This is a genomic window from Pseudomonas sp. AO-1, from assembly GCF_019775695.1.
In the GTDB taxonomy this organism is placed as follows: domain Bacteria; phylum Pseudomonadota; class Gammaproteobacteria; order Pseudomonadales; family Pseudomonadaceae; genus Aquipseudomonas; species Aquipseudomonas parakoreensis.
This window is the reverse complement of sequence record NZ_CP079947.1, coordinates 4,265,261-4,291,911: the sequence shown is the minus strand read 5'-3', so window position 1 is coordinate 4,291,911 and position 26,651 is coordinate 4,265,261. Positions and strand designations below refer to the sequence as shown.

22 protein-coding genes are annotated in these 26,651 nt (G+C 60.6%); 7 read left to right on the top strand and 15 right to left on the bottom strand.

All coding sequences use genetic code 11. The features are described from left to right. Nucleotide 1 precedes the first annotated feature (1 nt). The 7 genes from KVQ82_RS19640 to KVQ82_RS19610 all read right to left on the bottom strand — a co-directional run bounded on the left by KVQ82_RS19640 (nucleotide 2) and on the right by KVQ82_RS19610 (nucleotide 9,008). On the bottom strand, nucleotides 2–1,024 hold the full coding sequence (locus tag KVQ82_RS19640) for an ABC transporter permease (RefSeq protein ID WP_222015301.1): 1,023 nt from the start codon (nucleotides 1,022–1,024) through the stop codon (nucleotides 2–4). Beyond that, a complete protein-coding gene (locus KVQ82_RS19635) occupies nucleotides 1,024–2,088 on the bottom strand; it encodes a microcin C ABC transporter permease YejB (protein ID WP_108182251.1) in 1,065 nt (354 codons plus the stop codon). The genes KVQ82_RS19640 and KVQ82_RS19635 overlap by 1 nt, the downstream gene beginning before the upstream one ends. Nucleotide 2,089: 1 nt before the next feature. Beyond that, entirely contained in the window at nucleotides 2,090–3,955 is a 1,866-nt protein-coding gene (locus KVQ82_RS19630) for an extracellular solute-binding protein (protein WP_086794729.1), read from the bottom strand. A gap of 149 nt (nucleotides 3,956–4,104) precedes the next feature. Beyond that, nucleotides 4,105–6,816 (bottom strand): TonB-dependent receptor, encoded by a 2,712-nt coding sequence (locus KVQ82_RS19625; RefSeq protein ID WP_222015300.1) that lies wholly within the window; start codon nucleotides 6,814–6,816, stop codon nucleotides 4,105–4,107. A gap of 207 nt (nucleotides 6,817–7,023) precedes the next feature. After that, complete coding sequence (locus tag KVQ82_RS19620) at nucleotides 7,024–7,425, bottom strand: biopolymer transporter ExbD (protein ID WP_003223575.1); 402 nt, start codon at nucleotides 7,423–7,425, stop codon at nucleotides 7,024–7,026. Further along, nucleotides 7,425–8,132: a MotA/TolQ/ExbB proton channel family protein gene (locus KVQ82_RS19615; protein WP_007966644.1), complete on the bottom strand. Its 708-nt coding sequence runs from the start codon at nucleotides 8,130–8,132 to the stop codon at nucleotides 7,425–7,427. The genes KVQ82_RS19620 and KVQ82_RS19615 overlap by 1 nt, the downstream gene beginning before the upstream one ends. A gap of 51 nt (nucleotides 8,133–8,183) precedes the next feature. Further along, nucleotides 8,184–9,008 carry an energy transducer TonB gene (locus KVQ82_RS19610; RefSeq protein ID WP_222015298.1) on the bottom strand — a complete coding sequence of 275 codons (825 nt, stop codon included), beginning with the start codon at nucleotides 9,006–9,008 and terminating at the stop codon, nucleotides 8,184–8,186. Between the two features lie 1,082 nt (nucleotides 9,009–10,090). Here KVQ82_RS19610 and KVQ82_RS19605 point away from each other — a divergent pair. Further along, nucleotides 10,091–10,714, top strand: coding sequence for a glutathione S-transferase N-terminal domain-containing protein (locus KVQ82_RS19605; protein ID WP_041074054.1), 624 nt, complete (start codon nucleotides 10,091–10,093; stop codon nucleotides 10,712–10,714). 134 nt (nucleotides 10,715–10,848) lie between these two features. On the opposite strand, the gene KVQ82_RS19600 is transcribed toward KVQ82_RS19605, so the two are convergent. Beyond that, nucleotides 10,849–11,289 (bottom strand): CBS domain-containing protein, encoded by a 441-nt coding sequence (locus KVQ82_RS19600; RefSeq protein WP_041074056.1) that lies wholly within the window; start codon nucleotides 11,287–11,289, stop codon nucleotides 10,849–10,851. Nucleotides 11,290–11,631: 342 nt separating this feature from the next. Between KVQ82_RS19600 and KVQ82_RS19595 the strand changes: the two genes are divergently transcribed. Continuing rightward, entirely contained in the window at nucleotides 11,632–13,992 is a 2,361-nt protein-coding gene (locus KVQ82_RS19595; protein ID WP_222015297.1) for a DNA polymerase II, read from the top strand. On the opposite strand, the gene KVQ82_RS19590 is transcribed toward KVQ82_RS19595, so the two are convergent. From KVQ82_RS19590 to KVQ82_RS19580, 3 genes are all read right to left on the bottom strand, one after another. After that, the gene (locus KVQ82_RS19590) at nucleotides 13,957–14,427 is read right to left on the bottom strand and encodes a DUF1810 domain-containing protein (protein ID WP_222015292.1); all 471 of its coding nucleotides are present in this window, start codon (nucleotides 14,425–14,427) and stop codon (nucleotides 13,957–13,959) included. The genes KVQ82_RS19595 and KVQ82_RS19590 overlap by 36 nt on opposite strands. A gap of 28 nt (nucleotides 14,428–14,455) precedes the next feature. Then, the gene (locus KVQ82_RS19585) at nucleotides 14,456–15,277 is read right to left on the bottom strand and encodes an aldo/keto reductase (protein WP_222015290.1); all 822 of its coding nucleotides are present in this window, start codon (nucleotides 15,275–15,277) and stop codon (nucleotides 14,456–14,458) included. A gap of 178 nt (nucleotides 15,278–15,455) precedes the next feature. Beyond that, the gene (locus tag KVQ82_RS19580; protein ID WP_222015288.1) at nucleotides 15,456–16,604 is read right to left on the bottom strand and encodes an aldose epimerase family protein; all 1,149 of its coding nucleotides are present in this window, start codon (nucleotides 16,602–16,604) and stop codon (nucleotides 15,456–15,458) included. 359 nt (nucleotides 16,605–16,963) lie between these two features. Between KVQ82_RS19580 and KVQ82_RS19575 the strand changes: the two genes are divergently transcribed. The 3 genes from KVQ82_RS19575 to KVQ82_RS19565 all read left to right on the top strand — a co-directional run bounded on the left by KVQ82_RS19575 (nucleotide 16,964) and on the right by KVQ82_RS19565 (nucleotide 20,078). After that, complete coding sequence (locus tag KVQ82_RS19575; RefSeq protein ID WP_047291528.1) at nucleotides 16,964–17,713, top strand: hypothetical protein; 750 nt, start codon at nucleotides 16,964–16,966, stop codon at nucleotides 17,711–17,713. Between the two features lie 156 nt (nucleotides 17,714–17,869). After that, nucleotides 17,870–19,084: an MFS transporter gene (locus KVQ82_RS19570; RefSeq protein ID WP_222015286.1), complete on the top strand. Its 1,215-nt coding sequence runs from the start codon at nucleotides 17,870–17,872 to the stop codon at nucleotides 19,082–19,084. Between the two features lie 208 nt (nucleotides 19,085–19,292). Further along, complete coding sequence (locus tag KVQ82_RS19565) at nucleotides 19,293–20,078, top strand: sulfite exporter TauE/SafE family protein (protein ID WP_041074069.1); 786 nt, start codon at nucleotides 19,293–19,295, stop codon at nucleotides 20,076–20,078. A gap of 80 nt (nucleotides 20,079–20,158) precedes the next feature. On the opposite strand, the gene KVQ82_RS19560 is transcribed toward KVQ82_RS19565, so the two are convergent. Beyond that, nucleotides 20,159–20,632, bottom strand: coding sequence for a GNAT family N-acetyltransferase (locus KVQ82_RS19560; RefSeq protein ID WP_222015284.1), 474 nt, complete (start codon nucleotides 20,630–20,632; stop codon nucleotides 20,159–20,161). A gap of 209 nt (nucleotides 20,633–20,841) precedes the next feature. On the opposite strand from KVQ82_RS19560, the gene KVQ82_RS19555 reads away from it, so the two are divergent. Further along, nucleotides 20,842–21,414: a DUF4174 domain-containing protein gene (locus KVQ82_RS19555; RefSeq protein ID WP_041074073.1), complete on the top strand. Its 573-nt coding sequence runs from the start codon at nucleotides 20,842–20,844 to the stop codon at nucleotides 21,412–21,414. Nucleotides 21,415–21,551: 137 nt separating this feature from the next. Here the strand turns inward: KVQ82_RS19555 and ampC are convergent, their stop codons facing one another. Continuing rightward, complete coding sequence (gene ampC, locus KVQ82_RS19550; protein WP_222015283.1) at nucleotides 21,552–22,718, bottom strand: class C beta-lactamase; 1,167 nt, start codon at nucleotides 22,716–22,718, stop codon at nucleotides 21,552–21,554. 160 nt (nucleotides 22,719–22,878) lie between these two features. Here ampC and KVQ82_RS19545 point away from each other — a divergent pair, with 160 nt between their 5' ends. Beyond that, on the top strand, nucleotides 22,879–23,751 hold the full coding sequence (locus tag KVQ82_RS19545) for a LysR family transcriptional regulator (protein ID WP_222015280.1): 873 nt from the start codon (nucleotides 22,879–22,881) through the stop codon (nucleotides 23,749–23,751). 128 nt (nucleotides 23,752–23,879) lie between these two features. On the opposite strand, the gene gudD is transcribed toward KVQ82_RS19545, so the two are convergent. Continuing rightward, nucleotides 23,880–25,223 carry a glucarate dehydratase gene (gene gudD, locus KVQ82_RS19540; protein ID WP_222015279.1) on the bottom strand — a complete coding sequence of 448 codons (1,344 nt, stop codon included), beginning with the start codon at nucleotides 25,221–25,223 and terminating at the stop codon, nucleotides 23,880–23,882. A gap of 25 nt (nucleotides 25,224–25,248) precedes the next feature. After that, nucleotides 25,249–26,595 (bottom strand): MFS transporter, encoded by a 1,347-nt coding sequence (locus KVQ82_RS19535; RefSeq protein ID WP_222015278.1) that lies wholly within the window; start codon nucleotides 26,593–26,595, stop codon nucleotides 25,249–25,251. Nucleotides 26,596–26,651 lie beyond the last annotated feature (56 nt).

Sequence of the window (26,651 nt, the reverse complement as noted above, 5' to 3'; positions counted from 1 at the left end):
GTCAGCTCCTCGGATCAAACGCGTCTCGGCAAGCCTCACCGATGAACACCAACAAAGACAGAATCAGCGCCAAGGCAAAAAACGCCGTCAGGCCCAGCCACGGCGCTTGCAGATTGCGCTTGGCCTGGCCAATCAGTTCGCCCAGTGAGGCGGTGCCCGCCGGCATGCCGAAGCCAAGAAAATCCAGCGCGGTGAGGGTGGCGATGGCGCCGGTCAGAATGAAAGGCAAATAGGTCAGGGTGGAGGTCATCGCGTTGGGCAGGATGTGCCGCAGCATCAGCTCACAGTCGGTCAGCCCCAGCGCCCGCGCGGCTTTGACGTATTCCAGATTGCGTCCACGCAGGAACTCGGCGCGCACCACATCCACCAGCGCCAGCCAGGAGAACAGCGCCATGATCCCCAGCAGCCACCAGAAACTCGGCGAGACAAACCCGGACAAAATGATCAGCAGATACAGCACCGGCAGCCCCGACCAGATCTCCAGCAGCCGTTGCCCGAGCAAATCCACCCAACCGCCGTAATAACCCTGCGACGCGCCGGCAACGATACCGACCAACGCACTGATGCCGGTGAGGATCAGCGCAAACAGGATTGAAATTCGTGTGCCGAAAATCACCCGCGCCAACACGTCCCGCGCCTGATCGTCGGTGCCCAGCCAGTTGCTCGCCGAGGGCGGGCTGGGTGCCGGTTCAGTCAGGTCATAATTGACCGTGTCGTAGCTGAACGGAATCGGCGGAAACAGCATCCAGCCGCCCTGATCCTCGATCAGCGAGTGCACGTAAGCGCTGGCGTAATCCGGCTGGAACGGCAGCTCGCCGCCGAAATCGGTTTCCAGGTAATCGCTGAGGATCGGGAAGTACAAAGCGCCGTGGTAGCGGATCACCAAGGGTTTGTCGTTGGCAATCAGTTCGCCGCCAAGGCAGATCAGGCACAGGCCAATGAACAGCCACAGCGACCAGCGCCCACGGCGGTTGGCCTTGAACTGCGCGACCCGGCGCTGACCCAGAGGAGAGAGTGTGAACATCAGGCAGTCCTCGCCGAGAAGTCGATGCGCGGGTCGAGCAGGGTGTAGCTGAGGTCGCCGATCAGCTTGATCAACAGGCCGAACAGGGTGAACAGGAACAACGCGCCGAACACCACCGGATAGTCCCGCGACACCGCCGCTTCGTAACTCATGCGCCCGAGGCCATCGAGGTTGAAAAGGGTTTCGATCAGCAAGGAGCCAGCGAAAAACACTTCGATCAGCGCCGACGGCACACCGGCCACCACCAGCAGCATGGCGTTGCGAAACACGTGGCCGTAAAGCACGCGGCGCTCGGTCAGACCCTTGGCCCGTGCGGTAATCACGTACTGGCGGCTGATCTCGTTGAGGAAGCTGTTTTTGGTGAGGATGGTCAGGGTGGCGAAGCCACCGATGACCAGCGCCGTGACCGGCAACACCAGGTGCCAGAGGTAGTCGCCGACCTTGCCCAACGTGCTGAGGTTGTCGAAGTTATCCGACACCAGCCCCTGCACCGGGAACCAGTTGACGTAGCTGCCGCCGGCGAACACCACGATCAGCAGAATCGCAAACAGAAACGCCGGCATCGCGTAGCCGATGATGATCGCGGTGCTGCTCCAGACATCGAATGCGCTGCCGTTGCTGATCGCTTTGCGGATGCCCAACGGGATCGAAATCAGGTAGGTGATCAGCGTCGCCCACAAGCCGAGCGACAACGACACCGGCAGTTTCTGCAGGATCAGATCGGTGACCTTGGCACCGCGAAAGAAACTGCTGCCCAGATCCAGCTGGGCGTAGTTTTTCAGCATCAGCCACAAGCGTTCGTGCATCGGCTTGTCGAAACCGTAGTGGTGTTTGATTTCCTCGATCAGCGCCGGGTCGAGGCCACGGCTGCTGCGCCCGGCACCGCCCGTCGCAGCGACTTCACCACCACCGCCCATGCTGTGCCCGCCGAAACCTTGCAGACGCGCGATGGCTTGTTCCACCGGGCCGCCCGGCGCGGCCTGCACGATGAGGAAATTGACCACCAGGATGCACAGCAGCGTGGGGATGATCAGCAGCAAACGTCGACTCAGATAACGCAGCATGTCACTGGCCCCCCGCAAGCTGGGTGTGCATCTGTTGCGTGGTCAACGGCTTGGCCGAGACCTCCCACCAGGTGTTGAGGCCTTCGTCGTAAGCCGGTTGCACTGGCGGCATGCCGAAGCGGTTCTGATACACCGTCGGCGTGCCCTTGGAGTAGTAGTTGGGAATCATGTAGTAACCCCATTGCAGCACTCGGTCGAGGGCGCGGGCGTAATGCACCATGGCATCGCGGGTGTCGGCCTTGACCAGCCCGTCGATCAGTTGATCGACCGCCGGGTTGGCCAGCACCATCGAGTTCGAACTGCCGACTTGCGTGGCACTTTGCGAGGCGTACAGGCTGTACAGTTCGCGGCCGGGAGAGACGATCGGATCGCCGCTGCGCGGGAAACTGGTGACGATCATGTCGTAGTCGCGGGCGTTGAGCCGATTGACGTATTGCGCCGAATCGATCCGGCGCAAATTCAGGGTGATGCCGATCTGCGCGAGGGTGCGTTTGAATGGCAACAGCATGCGGTCGAAGCCGCCCTGACCGTCGAGGAAGGTGAACGCCAGCGGCTCGCCATCGGCGTTGACCAGTCGGCTGTGTTGCGGCGTCCAGCCCGCCTCGGCGAGCAGTTTCAGCGCCTGCAACTGCTTGTCACGTATGTAGCCGCTGCCGTCGGTTTTCGGCGCCTGATAGACCTCGGTGAACACCTCGTCCGGGATCTGCCCGCGCAACGGTTCGAGGATCTTCAATTCCTCGGCGTCGGGCAGGGCGGTGGCGGCCATTTCACTCTTGGGCCAGAAGCTGTTCTGACGCACGTAGAAGCCGCGCATCATCTGCTTGTTGGTCCACTCGAAATCCCACAGCAGACTGATCGCCTGACGCACGCGGCGATCCTGAAAAATCGGGTTTTGCAGGTTGAACACGAAGCCTTGCGCCGCCGTGGGTTTTTCCGGGGCGAGAATCGCCTGTTGCAAACGCCCGTCACGCAATGCCGGGCTGTCGTAGCCGACCACGTAACCGGACGAAGAAAACTCGCGGTTGTAATCGAACGCACCGGCCTGCAGCAGTTGGCGAGCGACGTCGGTGTCGCCGTAGAAATTCACCGTGAGCGTGTCGAAGTTGTACATCCCGCGACTGACCGGCAGGTCCTTGCCCCACCAGTCCGGATCGCGCTGGAAACTGATGCTGCGCCCGGCGTCGACCTTGCTCACGCGATACGGACCGCTGCCCAGCGGCGGTTCGAAGCCGCCGCCGTTGGCGAAATCGCGCGTCTTCCACCAGTGTTCGGGCACCACGCGCAGCGTCGCCAGGTCCAGCGCCAGGGTGCGGTTGAGGTTGTTCTTGAAGGTGAAACGCACCTGCCGTGGACCTTCGATCAGTACGTCCTGCACGTCGGCGTACTGCTGGCGATAACTGAGGCTGCCCTTGGTCATCAGCAGGTTGAAGGTGTAGCGCACGTCCTCGGCGGTGATCGGCGTGCCATCGGCGAAGCGAGCCTTGGGGTTCAGGGTGAAGCGCACCCAGAGCCCCTCGGGATCGCGTTCCATTTGTTGCGCGACCAGTGCGTAAACGGTGTAGGGCTCGTCCAGCGAACGGAACGCCAGCGGCGCATACACCCAGTCGTTGACCTGCACCACGGAAATGCCTTGATCGGCATACGGGGTGATGTAGTTGTACTGGCCGATTTCCATCGACGCGCGACTGAGCGAACCGCCCTTGGGCGCGTCGGGATCGACGAAATCGAAATGCTGGAAACCCGCCGGATACTTCGGCGCCTCGCCGTACACCGTTAACGCATAACCGCCGCCGGCCAGCGCCGAAGTGCCAGTGCACAGCAGCGCACTGCCGAGCAGCAGGCCAGCCATGTTGCGCAAAAAACTCATGAGGTCACCCTGAAAATCCCTGAAGAAACCCGGTTCCCATGTGGGAGCTGGCTTGCCAGCGATAGCGGTATGTCAGTGAAGTAAATGTCGACTGATACGACGCTATCGCTGGCAAGCCAGCTCCCACAGGGTTTTTTGGCGCTCGTTCTTTAGAAGTGATACGTCATGCGCGCAAACAGCGTGCGGCCCAGCGGGTCGGTGTAGCGCGGGTCATAGCCGCTCTGGAAGTTGTAGGCCTGGTTGGAGAACGGTGGGTTGCGGTCGAACATGTTCTTCATCCCGGCATCGACATCCAGCACCTTGTTGAAGGTGTAGCCGGCCGACAGGTCCCACACCGAATACGACGCCACGCGCGCATGGGTATCGCGGTCGTAGTCGTTGTAACCGGTGGTGAAGCGGTTGGTCAGCGACGCCCTTGCGGCGCCGAAGATCCAGCTGCCGGTGAGGTTGTGTTTCCAGCGCGCGATCACGCCGTCCCCTTCGAAGTCGCCGACCTTGTCGGTGAACGGGCCTTTGATGGTGCTCTGGAAGTCATAACTGTCGACGTAGGTGCCTTGCAGCCCCAGGCCGAACTGGCCGTACGGGGTGTTCGGGAAGCGGTAGTCCAGCGACACATCGACACCATTGGTTTCGACGATGCCGAGGTTGGCGTTGCCGGTGACGATGTAGTTGAGCGTGCCGTCGGCGTTGCGCACGAAGCGATCCGGGTAGCTGCCAGCCTGATCGAACACGGTGGATTCAGGGAACGGCTGGATCTGGTTGGAGATGTGAATCCACCAGAAATCCAGACCCACCGACAGGTTGCTGACCGGCTGATAGACGAAGCCCAGCGTCACGTTGCGCGCTTTCTCCGGAGCCAGATCTTCATTGCCGCCGATCTGATTGAGGAACTGCTGACCGCAATCGCGCCCGCCGTTGCCACCCGGTTGCACCACGCCGCCGGTACACAGCACCGGATCGTTGTAGTAGCCCTGGGTGTAGGTGATGCTGCGCGGCGAATACAGCTCGTAGAGCGACGGCGCCCGGAAACCTTCGCTGTACGCGCCGCGCACCACCAGCTCTTTGAGCGGCTGATAACGGAACGAGTATTTCGGGTTGGTGGTGCTGCCGAAGTCGCTGTATTTGTCGTGACGCACAGCGGCGGACAGTTCGAGGCTGTCGAGCACCGGCACGTTGATTTCCGCATAGGCGGCTTTCACACTGCGGTCACCCTCGACGCTACCGGCCGGGTCGATGCCGAGGCTCTGGATGTCACCGGCAAACTGTTCGAAGTCCTGGTGGAATTTCTCTTTGCGGTACTCGCCACCCAGCGCCAGACCGGCCGGCCCGGCACCGAACCAGTCACCGATCTCGCGACTGACCCGTCCGTCAAAACCGGCCACGCGGCCAACGGCGGTGGTGTAGGCGCCGTGGTACATCGCGGCGTCGATGTACTGCTGACCGGCGGCGGATTGCGGGCCGAACGGGTTGAGCAGGCCACTGGCCAGACCGTTGATCATCGCCTGATCGCTGACATAGCCGCTGGTGACGCTGGAGACGATTTTGTTCTGGTTGTACGAGGCGCCGACGTTGTAATCCCAGCCGCCGACCAGACCGTCGAAGCTCAGCAGAAAGCGCTGGCTGGTGTTCTGGTCTTTCGATTCCCGTGGGCCGGCGGCGGTTTCGCGCCAGTTCACATCGACCGGTTGCGTCGGGTCGAGGGCGAAACCGGTCGGGCCGGGGGTGATGCCGTTGCCGGGGTAGTACGGCGACGAGGAATCCAGGCTCAGGCCGGTGAGCGGGGCCGGGCCGACCGCCGTGGCGTTGTTGTTGCGTGACCAGAAGTATTCGAGGTTGACGTTGTGATCGTCGCCGAGTTTGCCGGTGGTCTTGCCGAAGAACGAGGTCTTTTCGGTTTGCGGAATCAGGTCGATGTATTCGCGGGTGCTGAAGCGGCACAGGCCATCGCGCGCGACCAGGTTCGGCCCGTTGCAATTGCTGTTGGCCAACGGGTTGGTGGCGTTGCCGTTCTGGCTGTAGTTGCCGGGGAACGCGGTGCCGGAGGTCTGATCGAGGCCACGACCAGGATCGTAGTCGCGGGCGAAGGAGCGGTCGTTGGCGTCGAGGTTCTGCTGCTTGTTGTAGTTGAACACGCCGAGCACGTTGAAGCGGTCTTCTTCCAGATCGCCATAGCCCCAACTGGCGCTCATGTCTTTGGTGGCACCGCCGCCGCTGTGGGTCGGGGTTTCGCCACCGAGGGTGAGCTGGCCGTCGGTCAGGGATTTTTTGGTGATGAAGTTGATTACGCCGCCGATGGCGTCGGTGCCGTACAGGGCTGATGCGCCGTCGCGCAGAACTTCCACGCGCTCGATGGCGGCAAACGGGATCATGTTCAGATCCACCGCGCCACCGGCCGAGTTGGTGCCGGACAAGGCATTGTTGGCCAGGCGTCGACCGTTGAGCAGCACCAGGGTCTTGTTTGCGCCGATGCCGCGCATGTCGGCAAACGAAGCGCCACCGGTGGCGGCGCCGACCGAGCCTGCGCTGTTGTTGATCGACTGGCTGCCGGTGATCCGCTGCACCAGTTCGGCGGTGGTGGTCACGCCCTGTTTGCGCAGCTCATCGGCTTTCAGAATGGTGATCGGCACGGCCGTTTCCGCATCGACCCGGCGAATCGCCGAGCCGGTCACTTCCACCCGTTGCAGTTGCGTGGTCGGTGCCACCACTGCGGCTGCAGCGGGGACGGCGGCGTTGTCGTCCTCGGCGGCTTGCACGGTCCCGGCGCCCATCCCCATGGCCACCAGGTACAACGGAACAAAACGGTGACGAGAAATCGTTGCCACCAAAGGTTTGAGCGTGAAGCGTGGAGTGTTCATCAGCATGGTTGTTTCCGACTTGATCAGACGTTATCGAATTGGCCTTGTGAGCCCCTCATTGCTCCGCTTTCGGTGATACCGCATGCGGAAAGCCACTTTCTTCAAGCAAGCCGATCCCCTCCGAAGACGTCTGGCGTTTTTCGGTCGGCTGATTGCGACGGGAAGCGGTTCGCGGTGTCGGGCGCGTTTCTCAACGCGCGCCCGACACCGCACTCAGTGGGTGGTCATCACCGAAATCTTGCTGATGCCCGAGCGTTCGATGGACGCCATGGCCTTGGCCACCTGGCCGTAATTGACGTTGGCGTCGGCCTGCAGCTGCACGCGCACCTCGGCGTCCTTGGCCTTGACCTCCTTGAGGCTGGCCTCCAGAGATTCCGGTGCCAGTTCGGTTTTCGCCAGGTAGAACTTGCCGTCCTGATCGACGCTGACCACCACCGGGTCTTTCTTCTCGGCGGGGGCGACGGCGTCGGTTTTCGGCAGGTTGACCTTGATCGCGTTGGTCATCAGCGGTGCGGTGACGATAAACACCACCAGCAGCACGAGCATCACGTCCACCAGCGGCGTGACGTTCATTTCGCTGAGCACTTCATCGCTGTCTTGAGTGGAAAAGGACATCAGCTGGCCTCCCGCACGGCGGCAGTGGTTTTGCTGGCGATGGCCTGGCGGCTGATGGAAAACGCGCTGCGCGAGGCGAGGGCGTCGAAGTCGTGGGCGAAGTCATCCATGTCTGCCGAGGCCAGTTTCAGGCGACGCAGAAAGAAGTTGTAAATCAGCACCGCAGGGACCGCGACGGCGATCCCGACGCCGGTGGCGATCAGCGCGTGACCGATCGGGCCGGCGACCGCTTCAAGGCTCGCCGAACCGGTTTCGCCGATGCTTTGCAGGGCTTCCATGATCCCCCACACCGTGCCGAACAGACCAATGAACGGCGCGGTGCTGCCGATACTGGCGAGGATCGCCTGGCCGTTTTCCAGCGAGCGGCGTTCTTTCTGGATCTGCTGGCGCAGGTTGCGTTCCAGGCGATCCGAACGGTTGATGGTGTGCGCCAGTTGTTGCGTGGTCCGCGGCGATTCTTCCACCAGCAAGGCTTCGAAACCGCTGCTGGCGATGCGCGCCAGCGAGCCCGGATACTGGCTGGCATGTTCGGCAGCGGTGAGCAGATCCGGTGCGCCCCAGAAGGCTTTGCTGAACTGTTTGTTCTGGGCTTTCTGGCGCAGGTATTGCGCCGACTTGACCAGCAGGATCGCCCAGCTGACCACGGAAAACAGCACCAGGCCCCAGAGCACACCGGGGACAATCATCGAAGACAGTGAATTGTTCATCGCTACACCTCGCTTGCATTAAGTCGGTTGTGAGTTCGTTGGGTTGTGCCGTTATTGCGGCAATTTGAAATCGATGGTCTGGGTGGCGAAGCCGTCAATCGGCGTGTCACCGCGTTTGGCCGGAATGAACTTCCAGTTCTTTACCGCCGCGACGGCGGCGTCATCCAGTTGCGGCTTGCCGCTGGACTTGGTCACTGTCACCGAGCCGGCGCGACCGTTGGCCAACACCTGAATGCGCAGCACCACGCTGCCTTCCCAGTTGCGCCGCAGCGCCAGTGACGGGTACTCCGGCGGCGGGTTGCCAAGGCTGGCAAGGCCGGAAATCGCGGCCGATTCCTTGACCGGGCCAGGCGCGGCCGCCGGGGCTGGTGGCGCGCTCGGTGTCGCCGGCGCAGCGGGAGCGGCCGGGTGTGCCGGGGCGGGCGGAGCTTTTGGCGGCTCGACTTTCTTCACCGGTTTGGGCTTCTCGACCGGTTTCGGTTTTTCGATCGGCTTGGGTTTCTCCACCGGTTTGGGCGGTGGCTTGACCGCGTCTTCGTCTTCCACCGGTTGTTCCGGTTCCGGAGGTGGAGGGGGCGGCGGTGGCGGAGGTGGTTCCGGTGTGGGCGGTGCCGGTGGCGTCGGGCTGGTCAGCTCGACGGTCATTTCCGGAATCTGCGGCGGCGTCGGCAGGGGCTCGGGCCGGGTCTGCTGGAAAAACCACCAGGCACCGCCGTGTATCAGTGCCGACACCGCCACCAGCAACAGCATCTGCTGCTTATTCAACCCGCCGGGCTGCGAAGTGTTGGCCGTGAAGGCCGGTCTGCCCGGTGGTGGCGGGACTGGCGCGTCCCGTAACGGCCCCGGCAGGGTTCTGTGCTTTACCGCATCGTTCATTAAAGCTCCCTCGGGTTGATGAAGGGCAATAAGGTGCCGTGCGAACATTTCGATGATGTTCGAGTGGGTGGGTGTAACTTTCTTTTGGGTGTACGCAAGCCGATAGTTGAACTATCTATTGAATAGGCTTGTGCAGGCTTACTGGCTTAACGCCAATGACTTCGTTTGTTCATTCGCCATTCCCTGGTGTTGTTCTGTATCGGTATGGATTGTTTCAATGGTCGTGATTCATTTTGCAACCGCTGTGCCAAATATTGCTGAAATGTAGCGCGGTTATTTCATGGCTGTTACTCATGTCGCATTTATATAAGTTTTACAGAGTGTCCCGGTTTTCTTTAGTGCATGACTGTCCGCGGCCCCGAACGCCGGGGCTTTTTTGCAGGCGAGTCAGACCGGGCGCTGTATCGGCCGGATTAGCCAGATAGAGCCGCTGAGCTCGGGTCCTCCAGGGCGCTTGATGGTGCGCGACGGACTGATTTGGTGCGGGTCAATGTTTTAGCGGGTCACGGCGCATGTTCCTTGTTTTTGTTTAAATGAAATCCGTATTCCGGATCTGCGTTAGTTGCGTGTGCAGGAACGCTTTTGGTGCAATTAAAAAATCAATTGAAATTATTGTTCGACAATTCGGCAATCGTTGATTGACGCAGTGCTTGCGCAATAACTTCATGGGTCTTATTTAAAAAATAAATACCACGCTGCTGTCGGCACATTATTCAGCGCCAACACAGTGGTCGGTTGTCAGGTTCAGGTAATGACGTAAATTCGCGGATGGCCGGTACTGTTCAGGTGAACTCGACATTGCGCGGATGGATATATACAGGCCGTGAAACGGCAGAACGATTGAAGATTCACGCAGTGACCTCCTTGTTGCCAGTTCGGATACGCGAACTTTTGGTCCGGTATCGCACCTTACAAGAACGCGGATAGCGTTCGATGATTGCTCTTGGTGCGGGATGGGCACCGCCAGCGCGGTTTTGCGGGGTTTGAATTCGCAAGTCGCGAATGCATGGGAAAAACGTGCCAAAGCCGATACACCCGCTATAAATAGGGCTACACAGATCCGTCGAGATCGAGGAGGGGGCATGTATCAACTGTACGGACATCGCAATTCGGGTGCTGCAGCCATCGAAGCAGCGCTGGAGTTATGCCAGATCGCCTATCGCTTCATCGATATCGAAGCTTCGAGCGAGGCGGCCGAAGCCCTGGCTCGCCTCAATCCACTGAAACAGGTGCCGACCCTGCAGTTGCCCGATGGCAGTGCGATCACCGAGAGTGTGGCGATTCTGATTCACCTGGGCCTGCGCTTTCCCGGATTCGGCCTGTTGCCGGCCGAGGCCACTGATCGCGATCAGGCGATTCGCGGCATGGTCTACATCGCGAGCAATTGCTATGCGGCCATCGGCGTCATCGATTACCCCGAACGCTGGCTGGTGATGCCGGACGAAGCCTCACGACAGAATCTGATGGCCGGTGCCCGCGAGCGCTTGCACTGGAGTTGGGAAGTGTTTGCCGACCAGTTTTCCGCCGAGTTGTACCTGGACGACGAGACGCCCGGCGCCCTGGACGTGCTGGCAGCGGTGGTGACGCGCTGGTCGGGGAGTCGCGAGCACCTGCGTCAGACCCGCCCCGGGTTCTACGCATGGTTGCAGCGCATTGACCGGCACCCGGTGCTGGCGCCGGTGTTTGCCCGGCATTGGCCGGTTTGACCACCACAAGATCCTGTAGTGAGGGGATTTATCCCCGATGTGGCACGAAGCCCCCAAAAAAGCCGGGACCGCTACGCAGTCCATCGGGGATAAATCCCCTCACCACAGGGCTCACTCCTAAAGGAGGGAGGGACTTATTCCCCGCGAATGTACTGCTCCAGCTGCTTGATCAGCTCAGCCTGTTCGGCAATCGCCTCTTTCACCAGGTCGCCGATCGACAGCAAGCCGATCAGTTTGCCGTTCTCCACTACCGGCAAGTGGCGCAGGCGTCTGTCGGACATGATGCCCAGGCAGGTGTCGACGGTCTGATGGGTGTCCACGGTGATGACATCCTTGACCATGATGTCGCGCACCGGTGTACCGACCGAGGAGCGCCCGTGCAGTACCAGTTTGCGCGCGTAATCACGCTCACTGATGATGCCGACCACTTTTTCGTCTTCCACCACCAGCAGGGCCCCGACGTTTTTTTCGGCCATCTTCATCAGCGCTTCGAGCACCATGTGATCGGGTTTGATCTGATGCACTTCCTGATTTTTCTGATCTTTGAGCTTGAGCAGTTGGGCGACGGTCTTCATGGTGGTTACTCAGGTGTTGTCGTTGTTCTCCAAGCATCGTAGACGCTGGCGTGCAGGGCAAGGTGGCAAAGCGGCAGATAGCACGCAAAAAACGTCATTTGCCGAAAATACCTACCCCTGAGCCTGCGCAAAGGGAAACCTTGTGGTGAGGGGATTTATCCCCGATGGGCTGCGAAGTAGCCCCAAACTCATGAAGCCGGATTTTTCTGACACATATCACTGGATGGTTTTGGGCCCGCTACGCAGGCCATCGGGGATGAATCCCCTCGCCACAGGGTATGGGGTTATCCCCTGAATGGCAGCGTAGAATGCCCCTCTGATTCAATTTCTGAGGTTGCAGTGGTGGATTTACAGCAGGGCTTCGTCCTGACCCGGCATTGGCGCGATACCCCGGCCGGCACCGAAGTCGAGTTCTGGCTGGCGACCGACGCCGGACCGCGCCGTGTGCGTCTGGCGCCGCAGACGTCAGTGGCGTTTATCCCCGCTGCACAACGCGAAGCGGCCGAACGTCTGCTACACGATGAAAAGAATGTCGAACTGCGCCCGCTGGCCCTGCAGGATTTCGAGCATCGCCCGGTGCTGGGCCTGTATTGCCAGCAACACGGCCAGTTGATGCGCCTGGAAACCGCGCTCAACCGCGCCGGGGTCGACGTCTTTGAAGCCGACGTGCGTCCGCCTGAACGCTACCTGATGGAGCGCTTCATCACCGCGCCGGTGCTGTTCAGTGGCAGTGCCGATGACGACGGCGTCTTGCTCAACGCCCAACTGAAACCCGACCCCAACTACCGACCGCAACTGCGGCTGGTCTCGCTGGACATCGAAACCACCGAAACCGGCGAGCTGTATTCCATTGCCCTGGAAGGCTGCGGCCAGCGTCAGGTGTACATGCTCGGCGCACCGAACGGTGATGCGAGCATCGTCGACTTCGACCTTGAATACTGCGACTCACGCACCATCCTTCTCAAAAAGCTCAACGACTGGTTCGCCCGGCATGACCCCGACGCGATCATCGGCTGGAACGTCGTGCAGTTCGACCTGCGCATCCTCCACGAACACGCGCGGCGCCTCGGCGTGCCGCTGAAAATCGGCCGTGGCGGTGAAGAGATGCAGTGGCGCGAACACGGCAGTCGCACGCATTACTTTGCCTCGGCAGCGGGGCGCTTGATCATCGATGGCATCGAATCGCTGCGTTCGGCGACCTGGAGTTTCCCTTCGTTCAGCCTGGAAAACGTCGCCCAGACCCTGCTTGGCGAGGGCAAGGCGATCGACAACCCGTACCAGCGCATGGACGAAATCAACCGTATGTTCGCCGAGGACAAACCGGCGCTGGCCAAGTACAACCTCAAGGACTGCGAACTGGTCACGCGGATTTTCGCCAAAACCGAACTGCTGACGTTTTTGCTCGAACGCGCCAGCGTCACTGGCCTGCCGGCGGACCGCAGCGGCGGCTCGGTGGCGGCGTTCACCCACTTGTATATGCCACTGATGCACCGTCAGGGTTTCGTAGCGCCCAACCTGGGCACCAATCCACCGCAGGCCAGCCCGGGCGGCTTCGTCATGGATTCACAGCCAGGGCTGTACGAGTCGGTACTGGTGCTCGATTACAAGAGCCTGTACCCGTCGATCATCCGCACCTTTCTGATCGACCCGGTGGGGCTGATCGAAGGTTTGCAGCACCCGGACGATGCCGATTCGGTTCCGGGTTTTCGCGGCGCGCGTTTCTCGCGCACCCGGCATTGCTTGCCGTCGATTGTCGCGAGGGTCGCCGAAGGTCGCGAGACCGCCAAACGCGAGCACAACGCGCCACTGTCGCAGGCGCTGAAGATCATCATGAACGCCTTCTACGGCGTGCTCGGTTCCAGCGGCTGCCGGTTTTTCGATACGCGTCTGGCGTCGTCGATTACCTTGCGCGGCCACGAGATCATGCTGCGCACCCGTCAACTGATCGAAGCGCAGGGCCATGCGGTGATCTATGGCGACACCGATTCGACCTTCGTCTGGCTGCGCCGGCCTCACGGTCAGGAGGAGGCGGCGCAGATCGGCCAAGCGCTGGTCAAGCACGTCAACGACTGGTGGCGCGAGCACGTGCGGGAAGAATACGGCCTGCAAAGCGCCCTCGAATTGCAGTACGAAACCCACTACAAACGCTTTCTGATGCCGACCATTCGCGGCGCCGAGGAGGGCAGCAAGAAGCGCTATGCCGGACTGGTGACCCGCGCTGATGGCAGCGAAGACATGGTCTACAAGGGCCTGGAAACCGTGCGCACCGACTGGTCGCTGCTGGCCCGGCAGTTCCAGCAGGAACTCTACGAACGGATCTTCCAGCGCAAGCCGTATCAGGATTACGTGCGTGATTACGTGCGCAAAACCCTGGCCGGCGAGTTCGATGAACGACTGGTCTACCGCAAGCGCCTGCGCCGCACTCTTGATGACTACGAACGTAACGTGCCGCCGCATGTGCGGGCGGCACGACTGGCCGATGATTACAACGCGCAGCACGGGCGCCCACGGCAGTACCAGAATGGCGGCTGGATCAGTTACGTCATCACCCTGGCTGGGCCGGAACCGCTGGAAGTGCGCCGCGCCGCGATCGACTACGACCACTACATCACCCGCCAGCTGCAACCGGTGGCGGATGCGATTCTGCCGTTTGTCGACGACGATTTTTCAACCCTGATCGGGGGCCAACTGGGCCTGTTTTGAGTCCAGCAGTTGCAGGGTCCATTCATCGAGGATGCCGTGGAAGTAGCGCTCCAGTGCCTGAGCGAACGGGCAGTCGTCGGCGCTGAACTGCGCAAACAGGGTCATCGAGGAGTGGAATTTCAGGTCGTCGGGGTGGCCGAAAATCTCGGCTATCGAGCGCTGACGGATGTTCAGCACCAGTTGCGTGCAGGTGCGCAGCCGTGCGCCAAGCAGGTCGTGGGCCAGATAGGCCTGCGCCTCTTCGGCGGATTGAATGGCGTAACGCCGGGACATCTCGCTGCCACCCAGCCCGGCGAACTGCGGGAACACAAACCACATCCAGTGACTGCGTTTGCGCCCCTCATCGAGTTCGCGCTGAACCCGTTCGAACACTGGGTCCTGCGCCTGGACGAAACGCTGCAGATTGAACGGATCGTACTGATCAGTGCTTCTCATGACGAAGCCCTCGCCAACGGCCAGCGACTCAGACCATCGCCAGCCGTTGCTTGCGTTGTGGCGCTTTGAATACCTGATCCAGCGCCGCCAGATCCCCGGCATCCAGTTGCAACTGCGCCGCTTGTGCATTGAGTTGCACGTGTTCCGGTCGCACAGCCTTGGGAATCGCAATCACACCATCCTGGCGCAGAATCCACGCCAGTGAAACCTGTGCCGGGGTCACCTTGTGACGAGTGGCAATCTGCTTGAGTACCGGTTCGGCCAGCATCGCACCGCCCTGACCGATCGGGCAGTACGCCATCAATGGCATGCGTTGCTGTTGGCACCATGGCAGCAGATCGAATTCGACGCCGCGCTCTTCCAGGTTGTACAGCACCTGATTGGTCGCGCAGGCCGGGTTGGCCAGTTCTTCGAGGTCATCGACGTCGAAATTCGACACGCCCCAACGGCCGATCTTGCCGTCCGAACGCAGGCGTTCGAAGGCTTCGACGGTTTCTTCCAGCGGATACTGGCCGCGCCAATGCAGCAGATAGAGGTCGATGTAATCGGTGTCGAGCCGGCGCAGACTGCGCTCGCAGGCTAGCGGAATGCCTTTGCGGCTGGCGTTGTGCGGGTAGACCTTGCTCACCAGAAACACTTGGTCGCGCAGGCCCGCGATGGCTTCGCCGACGACAGATTCGGCACCGCCTTCGGCGTACATTTCTGCGGTGTCGATAAGGGTCATGCCCAGTTCGATGCCTTGGCGCAGCGCGGACACTTCACGCGAGTGCGCCGAGCGGTCTTCGCCCATGCGCCAGGTGCCTTGGCCGATCACTGGAACCTGCACGCCTGCCAGTTCAAGGGTACGCATTCAAACCTCCTGTGCTGATGGTCATACCTTAGTGGGCAGCAGGATAGCGCAGGGGTTCCAATGGAGGGCGATGAACCTGTGGCGAGGGGATTTATCCCCGATGGGCGCGTAGCGCCCCCAAGAAGCAGGGTTGCTGCGCAACCCATCGGGGATAAATCCCCTCACCACAAGGCCGGTGCTATTTAGCGGAGAACTTCAACACCACGCTGTGGTTGTAAGTCTGCCCCGGATCGAGACGCGTACTTGGGAAGTCCGGCTGATTCGGCGCATCCGGATAGTGCTGCGTTTCCAGGGTAAACGCGCCCCAGTGCGGATAGACCTTGCCGCCCTTGCCTTTGACCGTGCCGTCGAGGAAGTTGCTGGTGTAGAACTGCACGCCCGGCTCGCTGGTGAACAGCTGCAGATGCCGTCCGGATTGCGGATCACTGACCTCGGCGGCAACTTTGCTCACATCACCTTTTGTGTCCAGCACCCAGTTGAAATCAAAGCCGCCCTGTTTCGGTTCGGCGAATTTCAGCTGCGGGTGATCAGCCTTGATGTGGGTGCCGATGGCAGTGGGCTGGGTGAAATCCATCGGCGTGCCGGCCACGGGCGCCAGTTCGCCGGTCGGGATCAGTTTGCCGGTGACCGGGGTGTAATGGCTGGCGTGCAAAGTGGCAACCTGCTTGAGGATGTCACCATTGCCGGCGCCGGCGAGGTTGAAGTAGCTGTGGTTGGTCAGGTTCAGCACCGTCGGTTTATCGGTGCTGGCCTTGTAGTCGATGCGCAACTCGTTGCTGTCGGTCAGGCGATAGGTCACTTCGGTGGTGAGATTGCCGGGGAAGCCCATTTCACCGTCCGCCGACAGATAGGTGAGGGTCACGCCGACGGAATCCTTGTCCTTGGTTTCCTGCGCTTTCCAGACTTTCTTGTCGAAACCCTGAGTACCGCCATGCAAGGCGTTGGACTTGTCGTTCTGCGGCACTTGATAGCGCTTGCCGTCGAGTTCGAATGCACCCTCGGCCAGGCGATTGCCGAAACGGCCGATGGTCGCGCCGAAATACGCCCTGCCTTTCTGGTAACCCTGCACGTCGTCGAAACCGAGCACCACGTCAGCGGCTTTGCCGTGCTTGTCCGGTACTAGCAGCGATTGCAAGGTGGCGCCGTAGGTGATGACGGTCGCCTGCATGCCGTGGCTGTTGCGCAGGATGTATTGCTCGACGGGTGTGCCGTCATTGGTTTTGCCAAAGGCTTTGTGTTCGGCGGTCAGGCCGGCGGCGTTGGCGGAGAGGGTGGCGATCATCAGGGACAGTCCGAGGCCGGAGAGCAGGTGTCGGGATTGAAGCATGGTTGACCTTCCTTTTTGTTGTTGTTTTGAAAACACCACAATTCCCCTGTAGGAGCTGCCGCAGGCTCGGGCCGCGTTCGGACGATCTTTTGACTTTTGTTTTTCAGGATCAAGATCAAAAGATCGCAGCCTTCGGCAGCTCCTACACGGAATTAGTCAATCTATTTTCGCGTGTGGAAAAGATTTATAGCTGATTAATCGTGTATTTCAAAAATAAAGACTGACTAATTAGCTTGGCGCTCATTCGCCGCCAATCAACCGGGCAGATCCGCCACTGCACTTTTTTGCAATTGCCGGCTCTATCCTTGGCCAGGATGCGGCGACGCCCGCCGCGCAGGAATGTGCCCGTTCGAGAATTCATGCCGAGAGCTTTTCACCCGATCATCCGATTTGTTCGCCGCCCGTGTCTGCTGCTGGCCTGTTTGTCATCGCTGTTTGTCAGCGGTTGCACGCACCAGACCGGCAACGGGTTCATCGCTCAGATGCGTGACGGTCAACCGCAGGAATTCCTGCAGACCAGCGTCGACCGCATGGCCACATTAGCGATGCGCGACAACCTCAACAGTCTTTATCGGTTGATGGGCAAGCTGTATTTGCGCAACCCGGAAGAACTGCGCAAATCGGGGTTCCTCGACATCAACACCGCGGTGAAACAGGTGCGCCTGGCGGTCGAGCAGCAGCAACCGTTGCCGGTGCTGGGCGGGCGCAAGGATCTGGCGGCGCTCAGCTATGCGATGAGTCCGGAGTTTCTCGGGGATCGGGTCGGCGCCTTCATCTATGCCATCGGTAGCATGCTGGTCACCGCTCATGGCAACCGCGTCGAGTTCTACATGACCGACGCAATCAACCCGACCTTCGTCCACAACGCCGCGCGTAATATCGAGAAAGCCACGTGGATCCTGGCCCAGCGCCAGAACAAGGAAGGCCAGCCGCTGCTGTTCTCCAATGAAATCTCGGAGGAGGGCAGCAACCTGAGCTTCGCCACCGAATTCGGCAAGATCGTCGCGCGGCTCGACTTGCTGACGCAGATGCTCGACGAGCGTTACCGGCGTATTGGCCTGAATTACGCGCAGAGCCTGCTGTTCCTGAATTTCCTCCCGGTGCAGTGAACCCTGTAGGAGCTGCCGCAGGCTGCGATCTTTTGACCTGGATCTTAAAAAACAAAGTCAAAAGATCGCAGCCTGCGGCAGCTCCTACAGGGGTTGGTGGTGTAAGTTGTATACAGTTTCAAATAAAAATTAGCTCAAAAGGGAGCTGCACCTGTCATGACCGACTCCGCAAGCACCGACTTCAACCGCATCGACCGCGTCGCCCGTACAGAAAAACTGCCGTACGCCGCGTTACTGGCGTTCGCCATGACCGGCTTCATCGCCATCCTCACCGAAACTCTGCCGGCCGGGCTGCTGCCGCAGATCGGCGCCGGGCTCGGCGTCAGTGAAGTGCTCGCCGGGCAACTGGTGACGCTGTATGCGCTGGGTTCGATTGTCGCGGCGATTCCGTTGACCGTGGCCACCCGGGGCTGGCCACGGCGCCGGGTGCTGCTGATGACGGTCGGCGGTTTCCTGCTGTTCAACACCGTCACCACGTTCTCCAGCCATTTCGGCCTGACCCTCGCGTCGCGGTTTCTCGCCGGGATGGCCGCAGGACTGTCGTGGGGCATCATGGCCGGTTACGCCCGCGGGATCGTGCCGGTGCACCAGCAGGGGCGGGCGCTGGCAATCGCGATGCTGGGTACCCCGGTGGCGCTGTCGCTGGGTACCCCGGCGGGGACGTGGCTGGGTACCCTGATCGGCTGGCGCGCGTCGTTCGGGATCATGTCGGCGCTGGCATTGGTGCTGGCGGCGTGGATTGTACTGGCGGTGCCTGATCGTCCGGGTCAGACCAGCGCCGAGCGCCTGCCGTTGCTGCAGTCATTGCGCCTGCCGGGCGTGCGGCCGGTGCTGTTCGTGGTGCTGACCTGGATGCTCGGGCACAACATTCTTTACACCTACATTGCGCCTTTCCTGATGCAGGCCGGGCTGGCCGAGCGTGTCGATCTGGTGCTGCTGGTGTTTGGTCTGTGTTCGCTGGTCGGAATCTGGATCATCGGCGTGCTGGTGGATCGCTGGCTGCGCTGGCTGACCCTGATCAGCCTCGCGGTGTTTGCCGTGACTGCACTGGTGCTGGCGTTGATGTCTCCGTCGCCGTGGCTGATCTACACCTGCATGGCGGTGTGGGGCCTGTCATTCGGCGGCTCGGCAACGTTGCTGCTGACGGCTGCGGCGGATTCGGCCGGCGAGCATGTGGACGTGGTGCAGGCAATGCTCACCACGTCCTGGAACGTGGCAATTGCCGGCGGCGGCCTGTTTGGCGGGTTGCTGCTGGATCAAGCGGGGGCAATGTCGTTTCCGTGGGCGCTGTTGATCCTGTCGCTGATTGCGCTGGCGACGGTGTGGATCAACCGGCATCACAGTTTCAAACCGGGCCGGCGCCAGCACTGAACCACACCTCCACTGTAGGAACTGCCGGAGGCTGCGATCTTTTGATTTTGTCTTTTAATCAAGATCAAAAGATCGCAGCCTCCGGCAGCTCCTACGGTGTTAGATGTAGGAATCGGGCATAACGATAGACCGCATCGATATATGTGGTTATATGAAAAATCGCTATGCTGCGGGCCAGATTTTTCCTGTCGTTTTTCTGGACGTCTTAATGGAATTGGCAAATTTCGGCCTGGTCATCGCCGGGCTGGTGGTGGGTTTTATTGTCGGCATGACCGGTGTCGGCGGCGGTTCGTTGATGACGCCGATCCTGCTGTGGTTCGGTATCAACCCGGCAACCGCGGTGGGCACTGACCTGTTGTACGCGGCCATCACCAAATCCAGTGGCGTGCTGGTTCACAAGAAGAACAACAACATCGATTGGGCGATCACCGGTTGGCTGACCCTTGGCAGCGTGCCGGCAGTCGCCCTGACCTTGTGGTTTCTCAGCAGTCTGCACACCGCGCCCGAGGCGATGAACGCGATCATCAAGCAAGCCTTGGGCTGGGTATTGTTCGCCACCGCGCTGGCGATTCTGTTCAAGAAGCGCCTGCTCGAATTCGCCCATAACCGTGCGGGCGGCAACTACAACCCGAGCGGCGCGCGCCTGAACGTAATGACGGTGATCACCGGTCTGATCCTCGGCACCATGGTCGCCCTGACCTCGATCGGCGCTGGCGCCCTCGGCACGGTCGCGTTGTTCATTCTCTATCCACTGCTGCCAACACGGCGCCTGGTCGGCACCGAAATCGCCCACGCCGTGCCGCTGACCCTGGTTGCAGGTCTGGGCCATGCGAGCATGGGCAACATGGATTGGGGCGTGCTGGGTTTCCTGCTGATGGGTTCGCTGCCGGGCATCTGGCTGGGCAGCCACCTGACCGGGCGCATTTCCGATGAATTGCTGCGCCCGTGTCTGGCGACCATGTTGCTGTTGATCGGCTATAAACTGGCGTTCTGATGTAGGAGCTGCCGAAGGCTGCGATCTTTTGATCTTCGTTTTTACGATCAAGATCAAAAGATCGCAGCCTGCGGCAGCTCCTACGCTGCGGTATGAAGGATGTTGAATTTCATGACGGTCACCGGCAAATCCTCGTAGACCAGATCCTCGACCACCTCCCAACCCAACCCCGCATACAGCGATTGCGCGGCGTCGGTGTACAGATACAACTCTTGCACACCCAACGCCGCCGCTTCTTCAACAATACGTTTGACCAGTTGCGAAGCAATCCCGCGTCCACGCTCCTCGGCCTTCACATAAACCCCCGCCAGCCACGGCGTCAGTTGCGGGCGGATCTTCATGTCGCTGTCGATCAGCAGCGCGCCGCCGAGCAATCTTTCGTCTTCAATGGCCACCACCACGCTGGGAACCGCACCCTTGCCGCAGGCGGCGCGCATCCGCTCGGTACGAGCCTCAAGGGTATCGCCGTCACGGAATTCGCCCCATTCGTTGAAATTGAGTTCGGCCAGTTCCTCAATCAAATGCGGGTGATCACACAGGTAGTCGATGTGCATGGGCTGAACTCCTTTTCATGGGCGGAACAGCCAGCCTAATGCGCTCACAAAACGTAATCAAATCCGCGTCACGATTACGCCGATGCGGTTGCGCAATGACGCGGCTGACCTAAGCTTCTGACAAGGCGAAACATATTTGCCGGGCACGACCCCGGAACAATCGCCGCGATGCGCAATCATTAGAGCGTGGATATCAAAAGGAGATGCGCATGCTCATCAGGTCTCTGACCCTGACACTCTTGCTGGCGATTGCCGGTCCCTTGTTCGCCGCTGACAACGATTCGCCCATAGCCGGGGATATGGGTCGGGCCCGACCGTTGATCGTGATCGCACAAAGCACCGTCGACCCCGTGTGGGTGGGGTTGAAAAAGTCGCTGGAAGATCCGGCGAACAAGAAAGGTGTGACTGACCGCAACATCAAGGTCTACACCATCCTCAATATGGCCGGTCAGCTCGACGGCAAAGACCTTGGCCAGCAGGACACCATGGCCCTGTTGCGCTCGCTGAAGCTGGGCGCCGGGGCGTACCCGAAAGTGTTCCTGTTGGGCAAGGACGGCGAGACCAAACTCTCGGCCTCGGGCGATGAAGCGAAATCGGTGGACCTGAAGAAAATCTTCGATACCGTCGATGCACTGCCGGCCAGCGAAAAGGAAATCAGCGCACCAACGGTCGCTGAAACCAAGGCCACCACCGCCGAACCGGCAGCCAAGAAAGGCGAGAAGGGCGCCAAGGCGAGCAAACCGGCGAAACCGAGCAAACCACCGGAAATGCCGGATGATTGACGGCATGGCCTGAATCAAAAAAATGGGCGACCACTACAGGTCGCCCATTTTTATTGCCCGCCAAAAAGATCGCAGCCTGCGGCAGCTCCTACATGGGGCCGGTGCAGGAGCTGCCGCAGGCGGCGATCATTTGATTTTCAGTCGGTCAAAGCGCTGAGGATCGTGTGAGCAATCTTCACCCGCTCCGGAATCGGAAAGTTCTTGTTCGCCAGAATCACCACGCCGACATCCTTCGACGGCACAAACGCCACGTAACTGCCAAAGCCACCCGTAGACCCGGTTTTGTTCAGCAGCACATTATCCGCCTGCGGTTGCGGCGGGTTGAGCCACTTCACCTTGTGCGGCTGCATGGCCATTTCCGTACTGTTACCGGCCAGCAAGCGGTCGAGGCTGATCGGGTAACGGTACATTTCCCAACCCAGGCCTTGGGTCATGTCGCCGACGGTGTAGTAACCGGTGTGGGTGTTGGCGATGGCTTGTTGCAGCGGAGTATCGAGGCTTGCCGGTTTCAGGTTGGCCTGAACGTAACGCAGCATGTCGGCGGCGCTGGTTTTCACGCCATAGGCTTGCGCATCCATCGCGCCCGGGGTGACGCGCACCGGTTGGTTGTTCTTGTCGTAGCCCTGCGCGTACAGGCTCATTTGCGCTTTCGGCACTTGCAGGTAGGTGTGTTGCAGGCCGAGTTTCGGCAGCAGGGTTTCACTCATCGCCTGATCATAGGGCTGGCCAAGGGTCTTGGCGGCCAGATAACCGAACAGGCCCAGGCTGGGGTTGGAATACAGACGCTGGCTGCCAGCCGGGAAGCTCGGTTTCCATTGTTGGTAGTAGCCGAGCATCTTGTCCGACGAATCCCACGGGTCAGGGAATTGCAGCGGCAGGCCGCCGGCGCTGTAGGTGCCCAGTTGCAGCACGCTGATGCCATCGAAGGCGCTGCCCTTGAGTTCTGGCCAGATCTGGCTGGCCTTGGTCGACAGGTCCAGTTTGCCCGTCGCCTGCGCATAGCCCGCCAGGGTCGCGGCGAAGGTTTTGCTCACCGAGCCGATTTCGAACAGGGTGTTTTCGCTGACTTTCTGCCCGGTATCCTTGGCGGCGACGCCGTAATTAAAGTAATGCGGTTGGCCGTGGACGGTGACAGCCACGGCCAGGCCCGGAACCTGTTGTTGCTGCATCACCGGGGCGACGGCTTTATTAATCAGGGCTTGCAATTGCTCGTCGCTGGGTGTGGCGGCCATGCACGTGGTAGCAGCGAAAATCACGCCAAATGCGCTGCAGATATTGACTTTGCTCGGGTTGATGAAGGACATGTGTGACCCACTCTCCATGAGTGTTGAGGGTGATATCCCGCTACACTGCGGGCGATCTTCTTGTTGGGCGACTGATCAGCGTCGTCAATTTAGGCAGTCCGGCGATGATCGACAAACGATGAAATCTCGCATGAGCCATTAGAAAAATTTGGGAATGGGCATGATTCGACCTCAACTGCCGCTCAATGCATTGCGCGCGTTCGAAGCCTCGGCGCGGCATTTGAGCTTCACCCGCGCCGCCGTGGAGTTATGCGTGACCCAGGCGGCGGTGAGCCATCAGGTCAAAAGCCTCGAAGCGCAACTCAGCGTCACCCTGTTCAAACGCCTGCCCCGCGGGCTGATGCTGACCAGTGAAGGGGAGACCCTGTTGCCGGTTCTGAGCACTTCGTTCGATCACATCGCGCAGATGCTTGAGCGGCTGGCCGGCGGTCAGTATCGGGAAATGCTGACCGTGGGTGCCGTCGGAACCTTTGCGGTCGGTTGGCTGCTGCCACGGCTGGCAGACTTCCAGGCGAAACATCCGCTCATAGATTTGCGACTGTCGACTCACAACAACCGGGTCGATGTCGCCGCCGAAGGACTGGATTACGCGATTCGTTTCGGTGCCGGGGCGTGGCATGGCATCGAGGCCACGCGCTTGCTCGATGCGCCACTGTCGGTGTTGTGCGTGCCGGAAATTGCCCGGCAGTTGCAATCCCCGGGTGACCTGTTGCAGCAGCGTTTGCTGCGCTCGTATCGCACCGATGAATGGCCGCAGTGGTTTCACGCCGCCGGCCTGGCGACCCACGCCGCGCCGCCGCAGAGCATCGTGTTCGACTCGTCGCTGGCGATGATGGAGGCCGCGCTGCAGGGCAGCGGCGTAGCGCTGGCACCGCCGCTGATGTTCGCCCGGCAATTGGCGGCGGATGTGATTCGTCAGCCGTTTGCGATTGAAATCACCACCGGCAGTTATTGGCTGACGCGTTTGCAGTCACGGCCGGAGACGGCGGCGATGACGGCGTTCAAAAACTGGCTGCTGCAAATCTCTGGTTAATACAAGACCCCCTGTGGGAGCGAGCCTGCTCGCGAAAGCGGTGTGTCAGACGACAAAAATGTTAGCTGTTTTACCGCATTCGCGAGCAAGCTCGCTCCCACATTTGAAGTACGGTGAGCTTGAGAATGTCAGCGCACCAGGCACGGCCGCTTGTTATCGAATGTCCACCCCGGAAGCAAAAACTGCATCGCCACGCTGTCATCCCGTGCGCCAAGGCCCATGCCTTTGTACAGCTCATGAGCCTTGGCCACTTGGTCCATGTCCAGCTCCACCCCCAGTCCCGGTTTCTGCGGCACTTGCACGCAACCGTCGACAATTTGCAGCGGTGCCTGGGTCAGGCGCTGGCCGTCCTGCCAGATCCAGTGCGTGTCGATGGCGGTGATGTCGCCCGGTGCCGCGGCCGCGACATGGGTGAACATCGCCAGCGAGATATCGAAGTGGTTGTTGGAGTGCGAGCCCCAGGTCAGTCCCCACTCGTGGCACAACTGCGCGACACGTACCGAGCCTTGCATGGTCCAGAAGTGCGGGTCGGCCAGCGGGATGTCCACCGACTGCAGCTGAATGGCGTGGCCCATCTCGCGCCAGTCGGTGGCGATCATGTTGGTCGCCGTCTTCAGCCCGGTGGCGCGGCGAAATTCGGCCATGACTTCACGCCCGGAGTAACCGTTTTCCGCACCGCAAGGGTCTTCGGCATAAGCCAGCACGTGATGCTGATCGCGGCACAGGCGGATCGCTTCCTTCAGTGACCAGGCACCGTTCGGATCGAGGGTGATACGCGCCTCGGGAAAGCGTTCGGCCAGTGCCGTCACGGCTTCGATTTCCGCATCACCGCTGAGCACGCCGCCCTTGAGTTTGAAATCCTGGAAACCGTATTTGGCCTGGGCCGCTTCGGCCAGACGCACCACCGCTTCGGCGCTCATGGCCTTCTCGTGACGGACGCGGAACCAGTCGTTATCGGCGTCCGGTTCGCTGCGGTAGGCGAGGCTGGTTTCGCGCTGGTCACCGACGTAAAACAGATAACCGAGCATCTTCACTTGGTCGCGCTGCTGGCCTTCGCCGAGCAGCGCCGCGACCGGCACGTCGAGGTGTTGCCCGAGCAAGTCGAGCAGGGCGGCTTCGAGTCCGGTCACTGCGTGAATGGTGATGCGCAGGTCGAACGTCTGCAGGCCACGGCCGCCGGCGTCACGCTCGGCGAAGGTCTGGCGCACCTGATTGAGGATCTTCTGATAGTTGCCGATTGTGCTGCCGAGCACCAGGCTGCGGGCGTCCTCCAGCGTCTGGCGGATGCGCTCGCCACCGGGCACTTCACCGACGCCAGTGTGGCCGGCGTTGTCCTTGAGAATGACGATATTGCGGGTGAAAAACGGCCCGTGGGCGCCGCTCAGGTTGAGCAGCATGCCGTCGTGGCCGGCCACTGGAATCACTTGCATGTCGGTGATGATCGGCGCTTTGGCGGTGTCGTGTGCAGTCATGGTTTTGATCCTAATCAGACAGAATTCAGGCGTGCTTCGGCGCGGCTTCGGCCACGGCAAGGTCAGCAGCGGGTTTCGGCGTGGTGCGGGCCGCGAAGACGATGATCGCGGCGATGATCGAGGTCGCGGCCAGACCGTAGAGGCCGCCCTGAATCGAGCCGGTGTGTTGTTCCAGCAGGCCGAAGGTGGTCGGCGCGACGAAGCCGCCGAGATTGCCCACCGAGTTGATCAGCGCAATCACCGCTGCGGCGATTCGCGCATCCAGATACGCCTGCGGAATCGGCCAGAACAACGAGGAGGCGGACTTGAAGCCGAGCGCGGCAAAACAGATCGCGACAAAGGCAAAAATCGGCCCGCCGGTGGTGGACATGAACATCCCCGCCGCGGCGATCAACAACGCGGTGGCGACCCAGGCCTGCTGATGCTTCCACTTGGCCGAGAAGGCAGCGAAGGCGTACATGCCGATGATCGACAGCAGCCACGGAATCGAGTTGAACAGCCCGACCTGGAAATCGCTCATCTCGCCCATTTTCTTGATGATGCTTGGCAACCAGAACGTCGCGGCGTAGATGGTCAGTTGGATAAAAAAGTAGATCAGGCAGAACAGAATGATCTGCCGGTCCTTGAGCAGTTTGCCCATTGATGGGCGGATCGGCGTCGCGGCTTCGCGGGCCTTCTGTTCGTCATCGATGGCGCTGACCAATGCGTCTTGCTCCGCGCGGGTCAGCCATTTCGCGTCGTGAGGTTTGGCGTCGAGCCAGAACCAGACGAACACGCACAGCCCGACCGAGAACATCCCCTCGATGAAATACATCCATTGCCAGCCGTGCATGCCCAGGCCGTTGATCTGCAACAGCAGGCCGGACAATGGGCCGGAGATCAACGAGGCCACCGCCGAACCACTGAGGAAAATCGCGATGGCCTTGCCGCGTTCGGCGCCGGGTAGCCAGCGAGTGAAGTAGTAGATCACCCCGGGAAAGAATCCGGCCTCGGCCACGCCAAGCAGAAAGCGCAGGATGTAAAAGTGCGCTTCGTTCTGGATGAATGCCATGCCGGCGGCGACCAGGCCCCAGGTGAGCATGATGCGGGTCAGCCAGATACGCGCGCCGACTTTTTGCAGGAGCATGTTGGACGGCACTTCGAACAGCGCGTAACCGATGAAAAACAGACCGGCGCCGAAGCCGTAGGCGGCCGCCCCGATGCCCAGGTCATGTTCCATGTGAGTGCGGACGAAACCGATGTTCACCCGGTCAATGTAATTGACGATGAACATGATCACGAAGAGCGGCAGGACGTGGCGTTTCACTTTCGAGATGGCGGACGCGAGTGTCGAATCGACGCCCTCGTTGATCCCGGAGACGGAGGTTTTCACTTGGTTTTCTCCCACTGATTATTTTTATGCGGGGTAGGGCTGGGTGCTGCGTTGTT

Excerpts from the sequence above, each read along its gene's own strand:
- KVQ82_RS19545 (WP_222015280.1), top strand. The coding sequence starts at position 22,879 with ATGATTCGACCTCAACTGCCGCTCAATGCATTGCGCGCGTTCGAAGCC.
- KVQ82_RS19575 (WP_047291528.1), top strand. The coding sequence starts at position 16,964 with ATGCCGAGAGCTTTTCACCCGATCATCCGATTTGTTCGCCGCCCGTGT.
- KVQ82_RS19625 (WP_222015300.1), bottom strand. The coding sequence starts at position 6,816 with ATGCTGATGAACACTCCACGCTTCACGCTCAAACCTTTGGTGGCAACG.
- KVQ82_RS19580 (WP_222015288.1), bottom strand. The coding sequence starts at position 16,604 with ATGCTTCAATCCCGACACCTGCTCTCCGGCCTCGGACTGTCCCTGATG.
- KVQ82_RS19630 (WP_086794729.1), bottom strand. The coding sequence starts at position 3,955 with ATGAGTTTTTTGCGCAACATGGCTGGCCTGCTGCTCGGCAGTGCGCTG.
- ampC (WP_222015283.1), bottom strand. The coding sequence starts at position 22,718 with ATGTCCTTCATCAACCCGAGCAAAGTCAATATCTGCAGCGCATTTGGC.
- KVQ82_RS19620 (WP_003223575.1), bottom strand. The coding sequence starts at position 7,425 with ATGTCCTTTTCCACTCAAGACAGCGATGAAGTGCTCAGCGAAATGAAC.
- KVQ82_RS19565 (WP_041074069.1), top strand. The coding sequence starts at position 19,293 with ATGGAATTGGCAAATTTCGGCCTGGTCATCGCCGGGCTGGTGGTGGGT.
- KVQ82_RS19615 (WP_007966644.1), bottom strand. The coding sequence starts at position 8,132 with ATGAACAATTCACTGTCTTCGATGATTGTCCCCGGTGTGCTCTGGGGC.
- KVQ82_RS19585 (WP_222015290.1), bottom strand. The coding sequence starts at position 15,277 with ATGCGTACCCTTGAACTGGCAGGCGTGCAGGTTCCAGTGATCGGCCAA.
- KVQ82_RS19605 (WP_041074054.1), top strand. The coding sequence starts at position 10,091 with ATGTATCAACTGTACGGACATCGCAATTCGGGTGCTGCAGCCATCGAA.
- KVQ82_RS19555 (WP_041074073.1), top strand. The coding sequence starts at position 20,842 with ATGCTCATCAGGTCTCTGACCCTGACACTCTTGCTGGCGATTGCCGGT.
- gudD (WP_222015279.1), bottom strand. The coding sequence starts at position 25,223 with ATGACTGCACACGACACCGCCAAAGCGCCGATCATCACCGACATGCAA.
- KVQ82_RS19610 (WP_222015298.1), bottom strand. The coding sequence starts at position 9,008 with ATGAACGATGCGGTAAAGCACAGAACCCTGCCGGGGCCGTTACGGGAC.
- KVQ82_RS19600 (WP_041074056.1), bottom strand. The coding sequence starts at position 11,289 with ATGAAGACCGTCGCCCAACTGCTCAAGCTCAAAGATCAGAAAAATCAG.
- KVQ82_RS19560 (WP_222015284.1), bottom strand. The coding sequence starts at position 20,632 with ATGCACATCGACTACCTGTGTGATCACCCGCATTTGATTGAGGAACTG.
- KVQ82_RS19640 (WP_222015301.1), bottom strand. The coding sequence starts at position 1,024 with ATGTTCACACTCTCTCCTCTGGGTCAGCGCCGGGTCGCGCAGTTCAAG.
- KVQ82_RS19590 (WP_222015292.1), bottom strand. The coding sequence starts at position 14,427 with ATGAGAAGCACTGATCAGTACGATCCGTTCAATCTGCAGCGTTTCGTC.
- KVQ82_RS19570 (WP_222015286.1), top strand. The coding sequence starts at position 17,870 with ATGACCGACTCCGCAAGCACCGACTTCAACCGCATCGACCGCGTCGCC.
- KVQ82_RS19635 (WP_108182251.1), bottom strand. The coding sequence starts at position 2,088 with ATGCTGCGTTATCTGAGTCGACGTTTGCTGCTGATCATCCCCACGCTG.